We start from the raw sequence: 18,506 nt of genomic DNA on the forward strand, positions 1-18,506 counted from the left end.
AAACAGTTACGCGGAGCCCCCAATGGATTTGCCCTTTGACGGTGCGATCAGCCAGTTTTTCAAAACCGAAGCCCCAAAAGACGTCCGCGATGCGATCAAGCGGTCGGATAAGGGGGATATTCTTTCCACGACATACCCGCATGGGGACCGTCTGGCGCGCAAGCCTTACGAAAAACAGCTCGCCGCATTGCAAATCGAATTGGTCAAAATGCAGGCCTGGACAAAAACAAGCGGCGCGCGTATCGCCATCGTTTTCGAGGGCCGCGACGGTGCGGGCAAAGGGGGCACCATCAGTCGTTTCCGCGCCAACCTCAATCCGCGTGGCGCACGGATCGTCGCCCTGACCAAACCTACGGAAACCGAAGCAGGCCAGTGGTATTTCCAGCGCTATGCAACCCATATGCCAAGTGCGGGCGAAATGGTGTTCTTTGATCGCAGTTGGTACAATCGCGGTGTAGTCGAAAAAGTCTTTGATTTTTGCACCGATGCAGAACGGGCGCAATTCTTCCGGCAGGTGACACCCTTCGAAGAATTGCTGGTGGATGACAAAATTCATCTGTTCAAATTCTGGCTGAACGTGGGGCGCGCGGAACAATTGCGCCGCCTGTTGAAACGCGAAAGCGACCCGCTCAAGCAATGGAAGCTCAGCTGGATCGACGTCGAGGGGCTCAAACGCTGGGACGCCTACAGCGATGCCATCCGCGAGACGCTGAAACGCACCCATAATGATGTCTCCCCTTGGACAATTGTGCGCTCGGATGACAAACGTCGCGCCCGGCTCAACACCATCCGCACCGTCCTGCACGGGCTGGATTATGACAATAAGAACCCGCACGCCATTGGCGAAATCGACACAACCCTCTGCGGTGGTCCGGACATCTGGGATGCCTAAACGCGGGTATCATCACGGTAATTTACGACAGGCTTTGATCGAGGCTGCGCTCGAACTGATCGAGGCGCGCGGCCCGATGGGGTTTACCCTGTCCGAGGCCGCCAAACAGGCCGGTGTGACCCCCGCCGCGGTTTATCGCCATTTTGAGGGGCGCGAGGATCTGATCGCCGAAGCCGCCCTTCAGGGGTATGAGATCTTCGCCGATCTGATGGAATATGCCTATGAGAAGGGACAACCCTCCGCATTGGCGGCGTTTTCGGCCACCGGGCGCGCCTATCTGGCCTTTGCGCGCAAATATCCCGGCCATTATATCGCGATGTTTGAGAGCGGCATTTCGGTGAACCGGACGCCCGAACTGGCCGCCATCGCCCAGCGTGCAAATGGTGTATTGGAAAAGGCCGCGACTGACCTCAGCCAGCACATCCCCGAAGACAAACGCCCGCCCGCCTCGATGTTCTCCGCCCACATCTGGGCAATGAGCCACGGGGTGGTTGAGCTGTTTGCGCGCAACTCGCCGGGTCGTGCGTCGCCCTTCCCGCCCGAAGATCTGCTTGAAACAGGGATTGGGATTTACCTGCGCGGGCTTGGACTGATTAACCCGGACGCGTGAGGTAATTTACTGAGCTGGCCGCTCCAAGTACGATTAAATCGTTAATGTCGGTATCGCGGACTTAGCGACATTTCAAGTTGTACCAATCTGCACAGTTGTTGACGTATCTTTCGTGCCAGACAGATTGCGATCTTTCGGGGCGAGCAGAACCAAAGGATTAAGAATGCAACGAATGGACTGGCAGGATTGCAGGAAGGCATTCTATGTGGATGGTAGTCTGAGAGAAATTTACGTCCGAGACACGACAGCCGCTGATTGGGATGTATTTTTAGACGCTGTTTCTTCCAAGATAACCGCTTACTTTTGTAGATGGAGAGCCGCATCCTCTACCTACACAAGCATTAGAAATATTTGAAATAACTGATAAGAAATCCTTCTTGCTTGAGATACTTTTATGCCAAGTAAAGATGAATTGTCATTTCTTCACAGAAGAAGAAATTGAGCTATATATCGATCCGTCGGAGGTAACGTCTCAAGCAGAACTTGATGCAATTGTCGATGTTCTGTAAGCGTTGGTTTGACCCCACCTATACGGCGTAATTCCACGGCAGCAGTTGGTTGATGTCCTTCTGTTTATGGCCGTTGACGAAGGCCGTGAGGACGCCGTTCAGGTAGCTGTGCGGCTCGACCCCATTCAATTTGCATGTCTCAATAAGTGACGCAATCATGGCCCAGTTCCGGGCACCTGCGTCGTGACCTGCGAAGAGAGCGTTCTTTCTTTGTAGTGGTCTTGCCACGTTTTAGTTCCGGTCTCTTTCGAGCAATGTTTGCTATGAAGGAGATAGAGAATGGCACCGAGATACACAGACGAGTTTCGTCTTGATGCAGTACGCATCGCAACGACCAGTGGGCTGACACGACCGCAAGCGGCAGCGGATTTAGGAGTTGGGCTTTCGACGTTGAACAAGTGGGTTCAAAAGCATCAGCATGACAACCTGATGTCGGGTCCTCACGAGGATGTCGAGAAAGAGAACGAACGCCTTCGCAAGGAAGTTCGGTTGCTTCGCGAGGAGAGGGAAGTGTTAAAAAAAGCGGCAATCTTCTTTGCAGGCCAAAGTCGGTGAGGTTCGCCTTTATCGACGCCTGGAAAGAAGAATGGCCTGTCGAATTTCTTTGCCGCGTCATGCAGGTTACGTCGCGAGGATTTCGCGCGTGGCGAAGCCGCCCGATGAGCCAGCGACAGCGCGACGATATGGTGATCCTGGCGCATATCCGCGAACAGCACCGCTTAAGCCTGCAAAGCTATGGCGGGCCTCGCATGACCGAAGAACTGCAAGAACTGGGTCTGCAAGTTGGGCACCGGCGCGTGGGCCGCTTAATGCGGGAGAATAGCATCAAAATCATCAGGACCCAGAAATACAAGGTTACGACCGACAGCAATCATGCGTTTAACATCGCCCCTAACTTGCTGGGCCAGGACTTCTTTGCAGATGGTCCAAACCAAAAGTGGGCCGATGACATTTCCTACATCTGGACCAGTGAGGGCTGGTTGTATCTGGCAGTGATCCTTGATTTGTATTCCCGTCGTGTCATCGGTTGGGCGGTTAGCAATCGTATGAAGCGGGATCTGGCGATCCGAGCATTGGATATGGCTGTGGCACTGCGGCAACCGCCGAAGGGCTGCATGCATCATACGGATCGCGGGTCGCAATATTGTTCAGGCGACTATCAGAAACGGCTGTCTAAACACGGCTTCCAAGTTTCGATGAGCGGTAAGGGAAACTGCTACGACAATTCCATGGTTGAAACGTTCTTCAAATCACTCAAGGCAGAGCTGATTTGGCGCAACCGCTGGGAAACCAGGCGTAAAGCCGAAGGGGCGATTTTCCAGTATATCAATGGGTTCTACAATCCACGACGGCGGCACTCGTCATTAGGTGGCAAAAGCCCCTTGGCCTTCGAACGAAAGGCTGCCTAAATGAGTTGAGAGACCGGAACGCAACCGCGACAAGACCAACGTGAGAGACACGATTTACTTGTCGGCTACGCAAACAAAAGGCAGCGAGACATGCACGGTGTTGGTTAGCAAGCGTCTAAGCAAAGCACTTGCCCACTACGCTGCCACTTACCCTAAATATACAAAGACACCTGATACGCCGCTGTTTTTCAGCGCTAAGCGCGGGGGTTTCAGCGCCCAAACGATTGTCAACTTGTTTGCGCGCTTTTACGGATTAGCAAATGTCAACGGTGCAAGCTCACACGGCGGTAGACGGCAGTTTCTGACGGAGCTAGCTGACAAAGGCGTCAATGTGCGCGTTATCCAAGCTCTAGCTCGTCACGAAAACATCAGCACAACACAACGCTACATCGACTACAATGAAAGCAAGCTCAGAAATGCAATAGAGCTTATTGGCTAGCTATTGCCGCTAGACTTGGCGATAGCCAGAAATGCCTCGTCGCCAAGCTCTCCGGCTTTATAGCGCCGCAACGCTTCTGCGATAAATGCGTCTTCATCCAGCTTTACGTCCACCGAAGATGCGCCTTTGGGCTGCTTGCGCATTGTGCGCGTGATTTGTTGCCTGCGCTGCTTTGACACCACATGACTATAGTGCGTTTCAATCTGCTTCACCTTACAGCCCATATTCAACGCCAAATCGTAGACGCTTACATCGCCCTTCTCCAAGCGCATCGTCGCATACGTGTGCCGCAGACTATACAAGCTGCGTCTGTCGCCGTATCTGTCATAGAGCAAGCCGTCTTGTCTGCCGTCAAATTCGATGGCGCGCAGATACTGCTGAAAGCTTTTGTTTAAATCGCCAATCTTCTGCGCTTTACCATCTGCGTCCTTCTTCTGCCCAAACCAAACCCAATCACTTTGCGCGTTGTATGGCGGCATCTTCTGCCACTCTTTCAGCGCCTTATTGGCGCTTGGCTGTGCCTGCACAAAGCGCGCTTGCCCTTTCTTCGTCGCCTTGCTCACGCGCACTTCTGCGATACGCTCGTCTTCGTCTTCAACAACCTCATCCAGCTTCACATCGCTCCACTTCATCTCGCGCGCTTCGCCTACACGCAACCCGCTGTGAAGCAAGAACATCACAAAGTATGATAGTTGAGCGCGTTGAAGCCTGTGCCATGCATTCAAGCCATCGCTAGCAGAACGCCCTACACAGTCCCTGTAGCTGCGCAAATTGCGCACAAGCACGTGATACTCCCTGCCCGTGTCAAAGCCTGCACGCCTGTTCGGCACCTGCCCACGCTCTGCAACCTTCAGCTTGAAAACCTGCTGCATCCGCCTTTTCTCAAAAGCATCGTAGAATATCTGATTGAGCGCGCTCTGTTCCATCAGCAGCGTCTTTAGTGAAGGTGTGTTCTTGGCGTTCGCCGTGCCAAGCGTCTTGCTGCCGCGACGTTTTGGATTGTAGTCGCGCAGTTTTGCAGCCTTTTCGCTCGTCCAATACGCCTTTCGCCAATCCCAATAGCTGTGAGCAAATTGCGGCGTGATATCGTTCAGCAGCATCGGAGTACCATCGGCATGTGAAAAGTAGTCTTTGAAGTAGCGATTGAAATACATCTTGTGCCAGCGCGCTCTGTCCGCAGCCCACGTGCCGTTGCGCAAGTTGCGCTCATACCAATCGTTCCAATGCTGCGCAAAAGTGAACTCGTCCAAGCTATGCCCAAGCCGCGCCGCCTGCTGCAAACGCAGATACTCAGACTGCGCAAACACATAAGCTTCTTCATACTTTGCCAGCTTTGTGCTGCGTGTCACGTAGCCTGTGTGTCCGGCTAGTTTCAGCCGCATGTGCCAGTTACGTGCCCGATGTGTTTTGGCGTTCGGCACAGCCACAGACAGATTGCGCCTGAACAGCACCAGCGCACCGCCGTAGTGTTCCTGCCTATCTTCGTAAAACGCCATGCGCACCCCGCTCAAAAGATGCTTTGGCTGCTATCGTTATGCTAAAATCGTTAACCATAAACGTCAGTCTAATCAATATCCTGCTAATGAAATGCTAACACAAAAAAACGCCCGCTCCGAGAAGCAGGCGTTTGAAATTGTTGAGTTTTTTGATCGTTCGGTGTTAGCGCTTGGAGAACTGGAAGCTCTTACGCGCTTTAGCCTTACCGTATTTCTTACGCTCAACCACACGGCTGTCGCGAGTAAGGAAGCCTGCGGCTTTCAACGCACCACGCAGCGAGGGGTCATAAAGCTGCAAGGCTTTTGACACACCATGCTTGACCGCGCCCGCCTGACCGGACAGACCGCCGCCCTTGACGGTGGCAACCACGTCGAACTGGCCTGTTGTGTTGGTGATCGAAAACGGCTGTGCCAGGATCATCTGCAACACGGGGCGCGCGAAATATTCGTTCTGCGGCTTGCCATTGACGGTGACCTTGCCAGAACCGGGCTTGATCCAGACGCGGGCGACAGCATCCTTACGCTTGCCTGTGGCATAGGCACGGCCCAAGCTATCACGGACGGGCTCGCGGGGTGTCAGCTCGACTTCAGGTGCGGCTTCGATACCGGCAACTTCTGCCAGATCTTCGAGTGTATTGATTTCGTCAGCCATGCTCATGCACTCCGCGTGTTTTTAGGGTTCATGGATTTCACGTCCAGAACTTCGGGGCTCTGCGCCTCATGCGGATGCTCGCTGCTCGCATAGACGCGCAGGTTGGTCATCACCTGACGGCTCAACCGGTTGCCTGGCAGCATACGTTTGACGGCCATGGTCACGATCCGCTCGGGGTGCTTACCTTCCAGGATTTGTTCCTTGGTGCGGGACTTGATGCCGCCAGGATGGCCCGTATGCCAATAATGGCTCTCTTCGCGTTTCTTGCCGGTCAACTGAATTTTATCCGCGTTGATGACAATCACATTGTCGCCCATATCCATGTGCGGCGTGAAGGAAGGTTTATGTTTGCCGCGCAGACGCTGTGCAATGATCGAGGCAAGACGGCCCAGAACAACGCCCTCGGCGTCGATCAGGATCCATTTCTTGTCGATATCTGCGGGTGTTGCAGAAAAGGTTTTCATGGACGGTTCCCCGTTTGAGGTGACAGGCCAGCACGGGATCGCACCAACCTCAATTCAATTGGGGCGTTATAAACGAGCGACAGGTCACGTCAAGCGCCGGCCGTTCGATTTATTTCATATAAAACATAAGGTTAGGAAATAGGTATTATATTACCCCAAATTTAGACGCTAATTTGCTCGGGGGGATTGTCGAGCAATTGACACAGGCGCGTCATGGCCGCTTCAAAGCTCTCGATCGACACCCCGGCATTGACGGCCATCCGAACGGCATGGGGCGCGCGCGCATCGCGGCAGACGAATTCCTCGGCAGATCTGATCTGCACTCCGACCGCCTCAGCGGCCTGACAAAACGCTCCTGCCCGCCAGCCCAAGGGCAAGCGCAGCCATAAAAACGGCACATCCGCCCGCCAGCTCAGATCGTAACCTCCCAGAATGTTCACCGCGCTTTGAACATATTTATCAAACGCTTGGCGGGTTTTTTCGGTCAGATCATCAATCTGCGGATGTGCGAGCAGCAGCCCACACAGATCCGTCACCGGTGTTGCCAGACCGAAAAAACTGTGCTCCGCCGTGCGGCGCAAGACAGACCATTTCCCCTCCGGCGCGATGGCAAAACCAAAACGCAGCGCAGGCGTGATGGTCTTTGCAATCGAGGATACATACCATCCACGCTCCGGTGCCAGCATCCGGTAAGAAGGCGCGCGGTTCACGCCCATCCGGTAACAATCATCCTCGACGATCTGCATGTCGTGGCGCCGTGCAATTGCTGCAATCGCCTCGCGGCGCGCGACCGGGGTGAACCCCCCCGTTGGATTGTGAACCTCTGGAGATGTGCACAAAACCTGCGCGTCATGCGTGCGGGTGATCTCCTCCAACGCCTCGGGGATGATCCCGTCCGCATCCATGGGCACCGGGACGACATCGGCGCGCAACATCTCTGCCACGCGCCGGAAACCGGGATAGGCCAGCTCTTCGATCAACACGGTGGGTTTACGCCCTTCGAGAATGGATTGCAGCACTAACAATATACCGTTCTGCCCGCCCTGGCTGAGGACGATGTCTTTTTCCCCCAGCGGGCCAAGAGGCGTTCCCTCCAGCCACCGCAGCACGGCCTGGCGCGCGGGACGGGCGCTGTCACGGCTGGGGTAATGCATCACACCAGAGGGTGGGTTCGCAGCCACCTGCGCCATCAGATGCCGGATCAATTTATCCTGCCCGACGCAAGGCAGATGCGGCGAAAACAGGCTCACGTTATAGGGGTTGTTGTTCTCTTCTGTGCTGTGCGGGATCACATCAATCTCAATCGGCGCATCAGATATCCGTGCGGCACGCGGGTTTGCGACAAAGGTCCCACGCCCCACCTCGGCACGCAACGCGCCCTCATCCGTCAGAATTGTATAGGCGCGCGCAACAGTGCCCGGAGTGATTTTGAGCTGCCAGGCCAATTCCCTGACCGGCGGCAATTTTTCACCGATCTTCAATGCGCCAGCGTCGATACCGTCACGTATTGTCGCTACAACGGATTTATACTTCGGCCCCTGCCCCTCGACCAATTCCGGTCGCCAAATTGTACCCATTACAATATTTCCCTAGCGCCTTTGTATCAATTTTTGTATCCCTTCATCATAGCGAATACGCTATATTGTGTCAATACAATTTAGGAGATTCCCATGACACACGCGATGATACCCTCCCCCGAAAGCATGGCCTATCTTGCGCAGGTCAAAACGATGCCCACCGTGGCCATCGTCGCACTCGAGTTTGCGGTCTGCGTGTCCAAATGGGCCACACGGCGCGCAACGCGACGCGCGCTCAAACAGCTGACCGTCTGGCAGCTGGAAGATGTGGGGCTGACACCGAGGCAGGCTCATAGCGAGGCTTCCAAGGTGTTCTGGCGCGCGTAACCTCCCCGGTACGCAGCCAGACCTCTTCCTAGGGCCGGGCCTTGTCCCGGCCCCTTTTTATCGCACATCAGGCATTTCGATACAGGCGATGCTGGCTCATTCCGGTGCCCCGTACGGCGCGCCCGTGATACTCCAGCAGGACCCATTGCGGCATGGCGGCGTCTTTTCATGCTCCTGTGATTGGCACCAAGAGCCCACCCGGCCAGGGTAGACAAACCCGTTAAGCGTTTTTTGCAGGCGGGATCGCGTAGGTCAGACTGGCGCGCGCCACCGGGGCGGGCATCCCTTCGGAGTAAATAAGCACATCACTCACCGACAATTGCCTGCCCAGTTTCAAAAGGCGCACATGGGCAATCAAATCGACGCCTGCGGCGGGTTTGCGCATGAAATCAATGGAGCAATTAGTCGTGACCGCCAGCGCTTCCGGCCCGATCATTGCAAGCGTGACCAAATAGGCCGACACATCCGCCAACGCAAACATGGACGGCCCCGATACCGTGCCGCCCGGGCGCAGGTGCTTTTCCTGTATGTTCAGGCGCACCGTCACCTGATTGGCGGCAACATGTTCAATGGTGAAATCACCTTTGACCTGCTCGAATTCCTGATCCAGAAACGCGCTCATATCCGCAGCGGTCATTTTGACGTCCATTTTATCCCCCGATCTGTGCCGCAAAACTGTGGCAAACACTTGCTAAGAGCAAGCGGGCATTGGCATAAAATGACCTTTTGAGTCGCACGCAGGGCTTTGAGGCCACCGGTCGCGGCCCACCCGACCCGTATTTGCGCGCGCAGGCCTCCGAATTCCACGCGCCCGTAAAACGGGGTGGCGGTCCAACTGATTGCAAAACCCCGCAAGCTTATGTTGCACGCACCGCCTTGCAGCCCTAAATGATCCTCATGACACAGATATTGCATGTTATTGGCGGCGGCATGGCCGGATCCGAGGCCGCATGGCAGGCCGCAAACCTTGGCGTGCGGGTCGTCATCCACGAGATGCGCCCAAAAGTGGGGACTTTTGCGCATCAAACCGGGCTTTTGGGCGAGATGGTGTGCTCCAACTCCTTCCGCTCGGATGATGACGAACAAAACGCGGTGGGGTTGTTGCATTGGGAAATGCGCCAGGCCAACGGGCTGATCATGCAGATCGCGGATAAACATCGCCTGCCCGCCGGTGGCGCGCTTGCCGTGGACCGCAACCCCTTTGCGCAATCCGTGACGGACGCCTTGATGGCGCATCCCAACATCAGCGTTGAATATGGCGAGATTACCGAGCTGCCCGAAGACGGGCAATGGATCATCGCAACGGGTCCGCTGACTTCTTCCGCGCTGGGACAGGCGATTGCGGCAGAAACCGGTGCCGAGGCGCTGGCGTTTTTCGATGCCATCGCGCCCATCGTTTATTTTGACAGCATCGACATGTCCCAGGCGTGGATGCAATCGCGCTATGACAAGGGTGAGACCGAAGAGGAACGCACCGCCTACCTCAATTGCCCGATGGATCGCGATCAATATGAGGCCTTCATCGACGCGCTGATGGCGGCCGATAAAACCGAATTCCACGAGGGCGAGACGGCGGGGTATTTCGACGGCTGCCTGCCCATCGAGGTGATGGCGGAGCGCGGGCGCGAGACCCTGCGCTTTGGCCCGATGAAACCGGTCGGTCTGACCAACCCCCATCAGCCGGACGTGAAGCCCCATGCGGTGGTGCAATTGCGCCGCGACAACAAGCTCGGCACGCTTTACAACATCGTCGGCTTTCAGACGAAAATGAAATACGGCGCGCAGGCGGAGGTGTTCAAAAGCATCCCAGGCCTTGAAAACGCGAGCTTTGCGCGGCTGGGGGGGATCCACCGCAACACCTTCCTGAACTCGCCGACGCTGCTGGATCAGCAAATGCGGCTGCGCTCAAAGCCCAGCATCCGTTTTGCCGGGCAGATCACCGGTGTCGAGGGGTATGTCGAATCAGCCGCCATGGGGCTTTTGGCGGGGCGTCTGGCGGCCAGTGAAATCCTCGGGGCTGCGCTGGACACCCCCCCGGCCAATACCGCGACCGGCGCGTTGATCACGCATATTTCGGGGGGTGCGGAGGCCAAGACCTTCCAGCCGATGAACGTTAATTTCGGCCTCTTTCCTCCCGTTGAGGGGTTCAAAGGCGGGCGGCGCGGGCGCAAGGACCGATATAAGGCCTATACGGATCGTGCGAAATCGGCCTGGCACGCCTGGTTAAAGGCAGAGGCACTGGACGCGGCATAAGCGACGCGGTTATCATAGGGCATGGCCCAAGGTTATTTAGACAAAGTATATGCGGCGCGTGACCCGGATCATACACGCTCGCTTTATGACGACTGGTCCGGGAGTTACGACGCGGAGGTCGCCAAGAACGGCTACGCCACGCCGGGCCGCTGTGCTGAGGCACTTGCCAAGTACAGCAAAGACCAGACCCAACCGATATTGGATTTTGGCTGCGGCACCGGGCTGTCGGGTCTGGCACTGAAACTGGCGGGCTTTGCTGAAATCGATGGTGTCGATCTGTCTCAGGAGATGCTTGATCACGCCAGAGCCAAGCGCCTTTACCGTCATTTGCAGGCCATCGAGGCGGATGCCCCCTTGCCTTTCAAGCAAGGCACATATCCCGCCATCGCCGCCATTGGTGTGATCGGCGCGGGCGCTGCGCCGATTTCGCTGCTGGATAGGCTGTTGCATGCGCTGGGTCCGGGGGGGATGTTGGTGTTCTCCCTGAATGATCACGCGCTTGAAGACCGTGCCAATGAGGGGCGGATCAATGAATGGACTGATTGCTGTGCAGCCCATTTGTTGTTTTGCGAACATGGGCCGCATCTGCCTGGTATTAACTTGAACTCAAACGTCTACGTGCTTGAAAAGGCGTGACTCTTAGCACAAGGTTTGCACCTTCGCCGACGGGGCCGCTGCATCTGGGTCATGCCTATGCGGCTTGGGTTGCCGCTGATCTGGCGAGCCGTGAACGGGGACGTTTCCAGCTGCGGATCGAAGACATCGACCAGACCCGTGCCCGCGCGGAATGGGAAGCGCAAATCTATCTGGATCTGAGTTGGCTGGGGCTTGAGTGGGAAACACCCGTGATGCGCCAATCGGATCGCCTTTCCGAATATCAGCGCGCGCTGGACCGGCTGTGGCGTGACGGGCTGCTCTATCCCTGCAACTGCAATCGCCGTGACATTCTGAACGCCGCCACTGCGCCACAGGAGGGCGCGGCGCAGAGTTTTGGACCCGATGGGCTGATCTACCCCGGCACTTGTCGCGATAAACCAAGGCCGAAAACCCGCCCCCCAGATCTCGCCTTGCGGCTGGATATGGCGCAGGCCCTGGGACAAGCGCAGTACTGCTTTACGGAAACCGGCAGGGGGCCGGATGGTCAAACTGGCGACATAACGCTGGCGCGGGATCATATCCTGCGAAACACCGGCGATGTGGTTTTGGCGCGGCGCGACATGGGCACCTCTTACCACCTGTCGGTCGTGGTTGATGATGCTGCACAGGGGATCACCACCGTCACACGCGGGCATGATCTGTTTGACGCGACGCAGATTCACATCGTTTTGCAAAGTCTTCTGGGGTTCGACGTGCCGCGATACCATCATCACCGCCTTATCCGGGATGACGCAGGCAAACGGCTTGCCAAACGCGATGATGCGCGCGCGATCCGCACCTATCGTGACGACGGATATTCCGTATCCGACATCAAAACGATGATCGGCTTGGGTTAACCTATAGGTTCCGGCTTCATCAGTTCGCGCTCAACGCCTTGCGATACTTCGGTGTAAAAACACGAACGTCGATTGGTGTGACAAGCCGGTCCGGTCTGGCGTACCTGCAACAGCAGACAATCGCGGTCACAATCCACCCGCGCATCAATCAACTCCTGCACATGCCCGCTGCTCTCGCCCTTGACCCAAAACGCCTGCCGCGAACGGCTCCAATAGGTGACGCGCCGTGTCTCCATCGTGCGCGCCACGGCGTCGCGGTTCATCCAGGCCATCATCAGGACCTCGCCGCTTACGCTGTCCTGCGCAATGGCCGGGATCAAACCAGCACCGTCATATTTGAGTGTGGCAGGATCGAAGGGCTTGAGAGCGTCAGACATTGTGAAAACCTTTTTGCATCTTTGGCACAAGGACTTATGTATGGGTTTGAGCGTTGATGGAAAGAGTTAAGGTAATACATGTCTGGTGAAAACGACCTGATCAATCTTTATTCCGGCCGCATCCTGGCGCTGGCTGCGGATATTCCACATGTGGGCCGGCTTGATGCGCCCATGGCCACGGTCAAGAAACGCTCGCCGCTTTGTGGCTCCGCCATCACCGTTGATATTGATGTGCGCGAGGGCCGGGTCAGCGGTTTCGCCCAGGACGTCAAAGCCTGCGCCCTGGGCCAGGCCGCCGCCGCCGTGACGGGGGGGGCATTGATCGGGCGGACCCTGAGTGAGCTGGAAGCGGCGCGCGATCAGCTGCGCGCGATGCTAAAGGCAAACGGCGCGGTGCCAGATGTCCCCTTTGACGGGTTCGAGGTGCTGCAGCCTGCACGCGAATACAAGAATCGCCATGCCTCTATCCTGTTGAGCATCGAGGGCGCCTGCGAGGCCATGGAGCAGGCATTGCGCGCGGATTGCGCCTGACGGCTGACGTCTTACCAAGACAAAAAAACGCCGCACGTTCCGGACAGAACGGCGGCGCAAGTTAGAGCAATTATCGCGTGGAACCCGGAGACGCGTGTTGAGGAAAACCTCCGTAAGACATCGAACAGGCAGTGTTTGTCTTACACATCATTTGGGGAAAGGACGCACGCCCCTCCGGCGCGAAATCGCAGGCAGAAATCAGATAAACGCAGGCAGATGAAGTCCGACGACGAGCATCACAATCAAAGCGGCCACGCCTGCCGCATCTTGCAACAATGTGGCCTGTGAGCGCGCTGCGATGGATTTGAGTTGTGACATCGTCGACATGGTACTCTCCTCTATTTGTTGCCACTTTGTTCTCATATTCTTAACTCTCTGTAAAGAACTTAATGAGAACATTAGCGAACAAATTGACCGAAAATTCCCTAACCTACTGAAATCAAACGAATCGAATCTTCCTGCCGCATGAGCCACAAAAGCAGCCGCGCAGCCTGCCCCCGGTCGCTTTGGAGGTCGGGGTCATCCGCAAGGAGGCGGCGTGCATCACTTTGTGCAATCGCCATGAGAGCCGCTTGTGTCTCAAGATCGGCGACCTTGAATTTCGGAACACCAGATTGCGCCGTACCGATCACGTCGCCCGCCCCGCGCATGCGCAGATCCGTCTCCGCGATGACAAACCCGTCTTCTGTTTCCCGCAACACTTCCAATCTCTTGCGCCCGTTTTCCGAAAGCGGGGCCTGATACAAGAGCAAACAGGTTGATGCAGCGGTGCCACGACCGACCCTGCCACGCATCTGGTGCAACTGCGCCAGCCCGAAAGTTTCGGCCCGCTCAATGACCATGATCGTCGCATTCGGCACATTCACACCGACTTCGATCACCGTTGTCGCCACCAGAACCTTGGTCTCCCCCGCCTGAAACCGGGCCATGGCCGCGTCCTTCTGGGCGGGTGGCATTTGCCCGTGCACAAGCCCCACAATGCCCTCCCCCAAAGCCGCGCGCAGGTGTTTGAAACGATCCTCTGCAGCGGTCAGATCGAGCACTTCGCTTTCTTCAACCAACGGACAGACCCAGTAACATTGGCTGCCAGATGCAATCACGCTTTGCAGCCGTGCGACCACCTCCTCCATGCGCCGCGTGCTGATTAATGCGGTCTTGATCGGTTGGCGGCCTGCGGGTTTTTCGTCCAGCACCGAGACATCCATGTCGCCATATTGTGCGAGCGACAAGGACCGCGGAATCGGCGTCGCGGTCATGACCAGAACATCGACCGCCTCCCCCTTGCGCCCCAATTCAAGCCGCTGGCGCACGCCAAAGCGGTGCTGTTCGTCAATCACAGCAAGGCGCAAATCGCCAAAAGCCACATCCGCCTGGAACACCGCATGGGTGCCCACCAGAATTTGAATATCGCCCTCTTGCAGCGCCAGCAATTTGGCACGCCGCGCCGCTCCCTTGTCGCGCCCGGTCAGCACATCCAGACCAACGCCTGCGTGCTCGGCCAAGGGCAGCAGGCTCTCAAAGTGCTGGCGCGCGAGAATTTCCGTTGGTGCCATCATGACCCCCTGCCCGCCAGCCTCAACCGCGCGCAACAACGCCATGAAAGCCACCAGCGTCTTTCCCGCGCCGACATCCCCCTGCAACAGCCTGTTCATGCGTGTGAGTGCCGCGAGATCGTCGTTTATTTCCGAAATTGCGCGGCTCTGGGCGCTGGTGGGCTTATAGGGCAAGGCGGCCATGACCTTGCTCTGCAAGTGGCCATCGCCCTGCGTGGCACGCCCCGGTTTGCGCCGCGCCCGGGACCGGGCCAGCGCCAAGGTCAATTGATGCGCAAAGAGTTCATCATAGGCGAGCCGTTCCCGTGCGGGTGCAGTCGCCGATAAATCAGCCTGTGTTGAGGGCTGATGCGCCGCGCGCGCAGCTACCGCAAAATCAGGCCAATGCGCGTGCGCCTTTTGGGCATGATCAATCCACTCTGGAAATTCCGGCACCAGTGCCAAGCAATTGCGGGCCGCTTTGAACATCTGCTTTTGCGTGACACCCGCACTCAGGGGGTAAACCGGTTCAAATTCGGGGATCTTGGCCGCGTCACTTTCTGCCACGATATGATCAGGATGGACCATTTGCGCAAAACCATCAAAGGCTTCGACCTTGCCCGACACAACGCGCCGGCTGCCCTCCGGCAGTGCTTTTTGCCAGTAATCCCCGCGCGCGTGGAAGAAAACCAGTTGAAAGCTTGTGGCTCCGTCCTCGACATGTATTCGATATGCCCCCCCCTTCGTGCGCGACGGGGTGTGTTTTCCAACCGTGACAACGACCGTCAAGGTTGCTGGCAGAACCGCGTCCTTGATCGTCGTTTTGATCCGTCGATCGATGCCCGAATGGGGCAGCGTGAACAGCAAATCGCGCGGTGCCGCCAGACCGAGCGGGTGCATATTGGCCGCAGTCTTCGGCCCGATACCTTCGAGAGATTGCAATTCGCCAAACAGCGGGAACAGCAGTTCAGGCCGCCCGCTCATGCGTCCGCAATCAAAGCAAGCCAGCCGTCCTCATCCAGCGTTTCGATGCCGAGTGCGACGGCTTTCTTTGCCTTTGATCCCGCGCCCGGTCCGGCCACCAGCAAATCCGTTTTAGCCGACACGGACCCTGCAACCTTTGCACCAAGACGTTCAGCGCGTGCTTTGGCCTCTGCGCGGGTCATTTTCTCCAAAGTTCCGGTAAAGACCACGATTTTACCGGCAACAGGGCTGCCTTGCGTGTCAGGGCGTGCCGCGGGTTGCACCGTCAGATGTTTTATCAGCCGGTCGATCGAGTCCCGTTCTGCCTGTTGCACCAGGGTTTGCGTCAAGGATCCCGCCATGACAGCCCCCACACCATCAATTGCGATCAATTCCTCCCAGGCAGAACCTGATTGATCCGCCGCAGCGCGCATGGCCGTATCAAAACTCTCCCAGGTGCCATAATGCAGGGCGATCATATTCGACGCAGCTTCGCCCACATGCCTGATACCCAAAGAAAAAATCAACCGCGACAGAGCAATTTTACGCTTCTCGTCAATGGCGTCAAAGAGGTTGTCGGCGGATTTCTCGCCCCAACCCTCTCGGTTTTTAAGTTGTTGTATCCCGTCACCATAACGGGTGCGGAGCTCAAAGATGTCAGCCGGTTCCCTGATCCAGCCGTCTTTGTAAAACTGCTCGACCTGCTTGGCCCCCAGCCCTTCGATGTCAAAGGCCGCACGTGACACAAAATGTTTGAGTTTCTCAACCGCCTGCGCCGGGCAAATCAAGCCGCCACTGCATCGCCTGACAGCATCGCCTTCCTCCCGGATCGCAGCACTTTGGCATTGCGGGCAAATGGTTGGAAAAACAAAAGGTTGCGCGTCATCCCGGCGTTTTTCCAAGTCAACATCAGCAATTTTCGGGATGACATCACCCGCGCGGTAAACCTGCACCCAATCACCGATGCGAATATCTTTGCCGTCCCTGATGACATCGCCTTTGCTGTCCCGTCCGGCGATATAGTCCTCGTTGTGAAGAGTTGCGTTCGAAACAACCACCCCTCCAACCGTCACCGGGATTAACCGCGCGACCGGCGAGAGCGCACCCGTCCTGCCAACCTGAATATCAATCGCTTCCAGACGGGTCCACGCGAGTTCGGCAGGAAATTTATGCGCCGTTGCCCATCTGGGTGTGCTCGAACGGAAACCAAGCCTTTCTTGCAGCTTCAGATCATTTACCTTGTAAACGACACCGTCGATATCATACCCGAGCGTAGCGCGACTCGTCTCAATGTGCGCGTATTGCTGTAAAAGATCATCCGGTCCCATACACCTTTTGGTCAGGGGGTTTGTCTGAAAACCAAGGCCGGCCAGTCGGTCAATCGCTGCCATCTGCGTGTCGGCGAGAGGTTCTGATGTGATCCCCCAGGCGTAGGCAAAAAACCGCAAGGGCCGGACACGCGTAATCTCTGCATCTAACTGGCGTAAGGATCCCGCGGCAGCGTTGCGCGGATTGGCAAAAACCTTACCACCGCGCTCACGCTGGCGGGCATTCAAAGCGTCAAAATCCGGGTGGGACATATATACTTCGCCCCGCACCTCCAGCACATCCGGCGCACCGCTCAGACGTTGTGGGATATCGGTGATCGTGCGTGCATTTGCGGTAACGTTTTCGCCCACCGCCCCGTCGCCGCGCGTTGCCGCCTGGACTAAATGACCAGATTCATACCGCAGCGACAACGAAAGACCATCGATCTTTGGCTCCGCCGTGTATTCCAGCTTTTCATCAGCGCTTTTTCCAAGGTATTTCCGCACGCGTGCGTCAAAATCAACGATGTCTTCGTCATCAAAGGCATTGGACAGGGACAGCATCGCCACCGCGTGAGTGACTTTGGAAAACCCATCCGCAGGTGCGGCCCCGATTTGCTCAGACGGGCTGTCTGCGCGCTTCAGATGTGGGAAGATCTTCTCGATCGCCACGTTGCGCAATTTCAGAGCATCATAATCCGCATCAGATATCGCCGGATCATCACGGCCATGATAGTCATCATTTGCCTGCCGGAGCAGCTTTGCCAAGCGCGCCAATTCAATTTGGGCGGACGCCTCGTCCATCTTTTCGATATTTTGTAACGACGACAAACTCTGACCCTTTTTTGCTGCCTGTCTTCGTAGATAGGCGCAGGTCAGGATCAGGTCCAGTTGAATTCAGAAACACAGCACGCGCATAGCCGGCTCGATTGTTTCAATGGCGTATTGCGTCCTTAGGCACCAACAGCCAGGCGGTGTGGATCATCTACCTGGCTAGGCTCCGGGTCCCGCAGAACATATCCCCGGCCCCAGACCGTTTCGATGTAGTTCTCACCACCGGTTGCGACACTTAGTTTTTTGCGCAGCTTGCAAATGAAAACATCGATGATTTTTAGTTCAGGCTCATCCATCCCGCCATATAGATGGTTAAGAAACATCTCTTTGGTCAGTGTCGTCCCCTTACGCAGCGACAAAAGCTCCAACATCTGATACTCCTTGCCCGTCAGATGGACCGCCTTATTGTCAGAGCTGACTGTTTTGGCGTCCAGATTGACAGAAATCAGCCCGGTATCGATCACCGATTGCGAATGCCCCTTGGAACGGCGGATGATCGCATGGATCCGTGCAACAAGCTCTTCTCTGTGGAAAGGTTTCGTCAGGTAATCATCCGCGCCAAAGCCGAACCCTTTGATCTTATTCTCGGTATCATCAGCACCCGATAAGATCAGAATGGGTGTCTCAATCCGGGACAATCGAAGCTGCCGTAAAACTTCATGACCATTCATATCCGGCAAATCAAGATCCAGCAGTATCAGATCATAGTCGTACAATTTCGCAAGATCGATCCCTTCCTCCCCAAGATCCGTCGCATAGACGTTCAGATTTGCATGAGTAAGCATTAGCTCAATGCTTTTTGAGGTGGTCGGATCGTCTTCCACTAGAAGTACGCGCATAA

At 56.3% G+C, this 18,506-nt stretch carries 19 protein-coding genes and 1 pseudogene; 9 read left to right on the plus strand and 11 right to left on the minus strand.

Features of this window, described 5'->3' with window-relative positions:
- Positions 1-22 precede the first annotated feature (22 nt).
- The gene (ppk2, locus tag ROLI_RS11290; protein WP_187432096.1) at positions 23-892 is read left to right on the plus strand and encodes a polyphosphate kinase 2; all 870 of its coding nucleotides are present in this window, start codon (positions 23-25) and stop codon (positions 890-892) included.
- Positions 885-1,502, plus strand: coding sequence for a TetR/AcrR family transcriptional regulator (locus ROLI_RS11295; RefSeq protein ID WP_187432097.1), 618 nt, complete (start codon positions 885-887; stop codon positions 1,500-1,502). The genes ppk2 and ROLI_RS11295 overlap by 8 nt, the downstream gene beginning before the upstream one ends.
- A 527-nt stretch (positions 1,503-2,029) precedes the next feature.
- Here the strand turns inward: ROLI_RS11295 and ROLI_RS11300 are convergent.
- Positions 2,030-2,227: pseudogene (locus tag ROLI_RS11300) on the minus strand (transposase domain-containing protein); the annotation flags it as partial.
- A gap of 63 nt (positions 2,228-2,290) precedes the next feature.
- Between ROLI_RS11300 and ROLI_RS11305 the strand changes: the two are divergent.
- Positions 2,291-3,420, plus strand: a protein-coding gene (locus ROLI_RS11305) for an IS3 family transposase (protein WP_338469156.1) whose coding sequence is annotated in 2 segments (ribosomal slippage) — positions 2,291-2,537 and positions 2,537-3,420 — 1,131 coding nt in all. Because the reading frame shifts where the segments join, the coding sequence is not laid out codon by codon here.
- Between the two features lie 58 nt (positions 3,421-3,478).
- Positions 3,479-3,859 carry a site-specific integrase gene (locus ROLI_RS11310; protein ID WP_222869505.1) on the plus strand — a complete coding sequence of 127 codons (381 nt, stop codon included), beginning with the start codon at positions 3,479-3,481 and terminating at the stop codon, positions 3,857-3,859.
- Here ROLI_RS11310 and ROLI_RS11315 read toward each other — a convergent pair.
- The 4 genes from ROLI_RS11315 to ROLI_RS11330 form a co-directional block, all read right to left on the minus strand.
- Complete coding sequence (locus tag ROLI_RS11315) at positions 3,856-5,355, minus strand: site-specific integrase (protein ID WP_187430034.1); 1,500 nt, start codon at positions 5,353-5,355, stop codon at positions 3,856-3,858. The two genes, ROLI_RS11310 and ROLI_RS11315, sit on opposite strands and share 4 nt — an antisense overlap.
- Before the next feature lie 163 nt (positions 5,356-5,518).
- Positions 5,519-6,007, minus strand: coding sequence for a 30S ribosomal protein S9 (rpsI, locus tag ROLI_RS11320; RefSeq protein ID WP_187430035.1), 489 nt, complete (start codon positions 6,005-6,007; stop codon positions 5,519-5,521).
- A 2-nt stretch (positions 6,008-6,009) separates the two neighbouring features.
- Positions 6,010-6,471, minus strand: a complete 462-nt coding sequence (rplM, locus tag ROLI_RS11325; protein ID WP_187430036.1) for a 50S ribosomal protein L13 — start codon at positions 6,469-6,471, stop codon at positions 6,010-6,012.
- Between the two features lie 161 nt (positions 6,472-6,632).
- Positions 6,633-8,048 (minus strand): PLP-dependent aminotransferase family protein, encoded by a 1,416-nt coding sequence (locus ROLI_RS11330; protein ID WP_187430037.1) that lies wholly within the window; start codon positions 8,046-8,048, stop codon positions 6,633-6,635.
- Between the two features lie 93 nt (positions 8,049-8,141).
- Between ROLI_RS11330 and ROLI_RS11335 the strand changes: the two genes are divergently transcribed.
- Positions 8,142-8,375 carry a DUF1127 domain-containing protein gene (locus ROLI_RS11335; RefSeq protein ID WP_187430038.1) on the plus strand — a complete coding sequence of 78 codons (234 nt, stop codon included), beginning with the start codon at positions 8,142-8,144 and terminating at the stop codon, positions 8,373-8,375.
- 220 nt (positions 8,376-8,595) lie between these two features.
- Here ROLI_RS11335 and ROLI_RS11340 read toward each other — a convergent pair whose 3' ends face one another.
- Positions 8,596-9,024 (minus strand): PaaI family thioesterase, encoded by a 429-nt coding sequence (locus tag ROLI_RS11340; protein WP_187430039.1) that lies wholly within the window; start codon positions 9,022-9,024, stop codon positions 8,596-8,598.
- Positions 9,025-9,272: 248 nt separating this feature from the next.
- Between ROLI_RS11340 and trmFO the strand changes: the two genes are divergently transcribed.
- The 3 genes from trmFO to gluQRS are packed head-to-tail and all read left to right on the plus strand — an operon-like array spanning position 9,273 to position 12,121.
- Positions 9,273-10,628 carry a methylenetetrahydrofolate--tRNA-(uracil(54)-C(5))-methyltransferase (FADH(2)-oxidizing) TrmFO gene (trmFO, locus tag ROLI_RS11345; RefSeq protein WP_187430040.1) on the plus strand — a complete coding sequence of 452 codons (1,356 nt, stop codon included), beginning with the start codon at positions 9,273-9,275 and terminating at the stop codon, positions 10,626-10,628.
- A gap of 21 nt (positions 10,629-10,649) precedes the next feature.
- On the plus strand, positions 10,650-11,264 hold the full coding sequence (locus tag ROLI_RS11350; protein ID WP_187430041.1) for a class I SAM-dependent methyltransferase: 615 nt from the start codon (positions 10,650-10,652) through the stop codon (positions 11,262-11,264).
- On the plus strand, positions 11,261-12,121 hold the full coding sequence (gene gluQRS, locus ROLI_RS11355; protein ID WP_187430042.1) for a tRNA glutamyl-Q(34) synthetase GluQRS: 861 nt from the start codon (positions 11,261-11,263) through the stop codon (positions 12,119-12,121). Before ROLI_RS11350 ends, gluQRS begins: the two co-directional genes overlap by 4 nt.
- On the opposite strand, the gene hisI is transcribed toward gluQRS, so the two are convergent.
- Positions 12,118-12,498, minus strand: coding sequence for a phosphoribosyl-AMP cyclohydrolase (hisI, locus tag ROLI_RS11360; protein WP_187430043.1), 381 nt, complete (start codon positions 12,496-12,498; stop codon positions 12,118-12,120). The two genes, gluQRS and hisI, sit on opposite strands and share 4 nt — an antisense overlap.
- A 78-nt stretch (positions 12,499-12,576) precedes the next feature.
- Here hisI and ROLI_RS11365 point away from each other — a divergent pair, with 78 nt between their 5' ends.
- On the plus strand, positions 12,577-13,029 hold the full coding sequence (locus ROLI_RS11365; RefSeq protein ID WP_187430044.1) for an iron-sulfur cluster assembly scaffold protein: 453 nt from the start codon (positions 12,577-12,579) through the stop codon (positions 13,027-13,029).
- A 198-nt stretch (positions 13,030-13,227) separates the two neighbouring features.
- Here ROLI_RS11365 and ROLI_RS11370 read toward each other — a convergent pair whose 3' ends face one another.
- The 4 genes from ROLI_RS11370 to ctrA form a co-directional block, all read right to left on the minus strand.
- A complete protein-coding gene (locus ROLI_RS11370) occupies positions 13,228-13,356 on the minus strand; it encodes a hypothetical protein (RefSeq protein WP_262386503.1) in 129 nt (42 codons plus the stop codon).
- Positions 13,357-13,454: 98 nt separating this feature from the next.
- Positions 13,455-15,545: an ATP-dependent DNA helicase RecG gene (gene recG, locus ROLI_RS11375; RefSeq protein ID WP_187430045.1), complete on the minus strand. Its 2,091-nt coding sequence runs from the start codon at positions 15,543-15,545 to the stop codon at positions 13,455-13,457.
- Entirely contained in the window at positions 15,542-17,635 is a 2,094-nt protein-coding gene (gene ligA, locus ROLI_RS11380) for an NAD-dependent DNA ligase LigA (protein ID WP_187430117.1), read from the minus strand. The genes recG and ligA overlap by 4 nt, the downstream gene beginning before the upstream one ends.
- A gap of 149 nt (positions 17,636-17,784) precedes the next feature.
- Positions 17,785-18,504 carry a response regulator transcription factor CtrA gene (gene ctrA / locus ROLI_RS11385; RefSeq protein WP_187430046.1) on the minus strand — a complete coding sequence of 240 codons (720 nt, stop codon included), beginning with the start codon at positions 18,502-18,504 and terminating at the stop codon, positions 17,785-17,787.
- Positions 18,505-18,506: the final 2 nt, after the last annotated feature.

The organism is Roseobacter fucihabitans, assembly GCF_014337925.2.
Classification (GTDB): domain Bacteria; phylum Pseudomonadota; class Alphaproteobacteria; order Rhodobacterales; family Rhodobacteraceae; genus Roseobacter; species Roseobacter fucihabitans.